The following is a 2,961-nucleotide window of genomic DNA, read 5'->3' as shown; positions in this document are numbered from 1 at the left end:
GGGGTGATGTCCAGCCCCCATCTGCGAAATTTCTCGACCTCGCCCTGTTCCTCGCTGACCACGACCGCCATCTGCGTCTGGCGCATCCATTCAATCTGGCGCTGCCGGTACTGTTCGTCCTGCTCATCCATTGCCTGGGGTAACTGCGATTCCAGCTCGTTGATTCTCTCGTTCCAATAGAATTCGATCAGTTTGTACATGCGGACGCAGGTAATTTTGTCAATGCAGACCAGCATCGCCTTGCCGGTCTCCCATGCCGTCGAATAGTGTTTAACGAAGTCCCTGGCGACCGCGTCCAGCCGCTTGTCCGCAGTGATGATGTGGTAATCGCGCTTGAGTTCCCTCTCCAGACGCTGCTCTACATCGATACCCTCGATTTCCAGTTCCTCGAGCTTCTCGGCAATGCGATCATTCAGATCGGTGACAGCCACACCGAGTTTATCTCCGCGCGCATCGTAATAGAGCGGCACCGTGGCCTTATCATCGACGGCACGCTGGAAGTCATAGGTGGAGATGTAGTTGCCAAAGACCCGCCTGGTGATCTCATCCTCCTTGAACAGAGGCGTTCCGGTGAAGCCGATATAGCTGGCTTTGGGAAGGGCATTCCGCATGTTCAGGGCGAGCGTGCCGTACTGCGTCCGATGCGCTTCATCGGTAATCACGATGATGTCATCGCGCCGGGTGTAGCCCACATCCGGGTTTACGTTCTGGTTGAATTTCTGGATCAGAGAGAAGATATGCGATTTCTGCTCCGCCAGAAGGCGGCTCAGGTGATCGCCATCGGTTGCCCTGCACGGATCGCGGTCATTATTCACCACACCGCAACCGGCAAAGGTCTTGTAGATTTGGGTATCCAGGTCCTCGCGATCCGTCAAAATGAGGAAGGTGAAGTTGCCGCCGAGCTTGCGGTGAACCTTCTGCGTGAACATCACCATCGAGTAGCTCTTGCCTGAGCCCTGGGTATGCCAGAAAACGCCCAGCTTGCCCTGGCGATTCCGGCGATCCTGCACCGCCTCGATGGCCCGGTTGACGCCTAAAAACTGATGATTACGGGCCAGAATTTTCCTCGGCTCGCCGGAGGAATCGTCAAAGAGGATGAAATTCTCCAGCAGGTCCATGAGGTTGCGCTTATCGCAGATTCCTTTGAGCAGCGTTTCCATATCCACCACGCCCGGTTCATCTTCCGCCAGACGCTTCCATTCCTGGAAATGCTCGAACCGGCTGGTCACCGACCCGAGTTTTGCCTCCACGCCGTTTCCCAGCACGATGAAGGCGTTGTGATGGAAGAGGTGGGGCACGGTATCTTTGTAGTCCTTGAAGTTCTTTTCATAGGCGGCCCGGATATCCTTGTGGACGTTCTTGAGCTCCATGAACAGCAGCGGCAGGCCGTTGACGAACCCCACGATATCCGCCCGGCGGCGGTACAGATCGCCTTTGACCCACAGCTCCCGCACGCAGAGGAAGTGGTTATTGGCCGGTTCGTTGAAGTCAAACAGGCGCAGCCGTTGTTTGACGCGCTCGCCCTTGGCATTGCGGAAAGTCACCGGCACGCCGTCTCTCATCAGCTCGTATTTTTCGCGGTTGGTCGTCAACAGCTTCTGGGTAGCCGTGGTAGCTGTGATCTGGCGGATAGCGTCATCGTAAGCCTCATCCGGCAGATTGGGATTCAGTTCAATGATCTTGGCCCGGAGGTATCGCGTGAGCACTACTTCGCGGTCGGATGAGCGCCCCAGCGTACCCTGCGGACCGAAGGTTTCGGTATTGTATGCGTAGACCGAGTCCCACCCGAGCTTCTGCTCCAAGTATTCCGCCGTGGTCTGCTGGACAAGGGTGTCCTCGGTATAACTGCTCATACGGCTATTTCTCCGTTCATCAGACGCGGCAGGAGAAGATCGCGGGCTTTGGTGAGTTGTTGGTTCTGCATTTGACAGATTTCGCACAGGTCTTTAATAGGTTCTACATACTCATGAAAGAGACGCTGAATGTTCGGGGAAGGAACAAGAATCCTTACAGCGGAGAGTACTCGGGCATTCGCATTTGGTTGTGCTGCACCACCCACGTTTGATTTGACGTAGCTCTTGTATTGATCGGACTCCACGAAAGTCCCGACCATCAAGTTGTCGATTGTTGGTTTGAGCCGCAGACGTACCAGATACGAGGCAAACACGGCTTCCGGAAATCGCCTGTGAAGTCTCTTTGCATAACCGACCGTTGCTCCCGTGCGTGCAATGACGATATCGCCTTCAACAAGCCGAAACTTCGCCAGCCTGTCTTCTTCAATAAGGCAATAAGGCACCGTGGACCAATCAATAATATCGGGGACAATGTCCGTGATGCGAAGGAATTTTGGACCGACCTCGTCTAATGTAGCGCTGGCTGTGTAGCCGTAATCTATAGACTCACAGAGTTCAGCGAGTGGCTGACGCTCCCACCCATCCGGCACACCGTCTTCAATCCTGACATGTTCGTGGCCGGGAAAGCGCATGTTGACAAACCACTCCTTGTAGAGCAGCCGCGCCGACTGTTCCAGCAACTCAATCCGCCGCCGGTTGTTCTCGATCAGGTCGTCGTAGGCGGAGAGGATGGAGGCGATGCGTTGCTGGACACCAAGAGAGGGTAGTTGCACCTCGAAATCGGGAAATCTTGTTAAAGGAATCCGATCCACTGTGGCACCACTGATGATATTTGCCTCCACTATAGCCCGCCATGAGGGTGTAAGGAAATAGTAGTGTAGGAAGCGAGGATGCGCCTTCTTAGGATCAGGACGAACTAGAGCCATTCGACGACCCAAGCACCCTCTAAACCCGTTTGGAATCAGTGCATATCGATGCAGAGTTGGCGTCCCTGCAAAAAGCCGGTATCGGAATTCTGATTGAGTCACCCTGATATTATGCTGCGAAGTTTAAAGTCTGAGTGAATCGGCTGGCGGGTCGAATTTAGCGCCAAAACAAGCGCCAACAT

The 2,961-nt window shown here is 54.5% G+C and carries 2 protein-coding genes; both read right to left on the bottom strand.

What is annotated here, in order from left to right:
• Positions 1-1,853: HsdR family type I site-specific deoxyribonuclease (locus PHV74_15925; GenBank protein ID MDD5095840.1), on the bottom strand; the 1,853-nt coding region annotated here is incomplete at its 3' end.
• Positions 1,850-2,881 carry a restriction endonuclease subunit S gene (locus PHV74_15920; GenBank protein ID MDD5095839.1) on the bottom strand — a complete coding sequence of 344 codons (1,032 nt, stop codon included), beginning with the start codon at positions 2,879-2,881 and terminating at the stop codon, positions 1,850-1,852. The genes PHV74_15925 and PHV74_15920, both read right to left, overlap by 4 nt.
• Positions 2,882-2,961: the final 80 nt, after the last annotated feature.

The organism is Dehalococcoidia bacterium (assembly GCA_028711995.1).
Taxonomy (GTDB): domain Bacteria; phylum Chloroflexota; class Dehalococcoidia; order SZUA-161; family SpSt-899; genus JAQTRE01.
The sequence above is the reverse complement of the archived record's forward strand: the minus strand, read 5'-3'. Positions and strand labels throughout refer to the sequence as shown.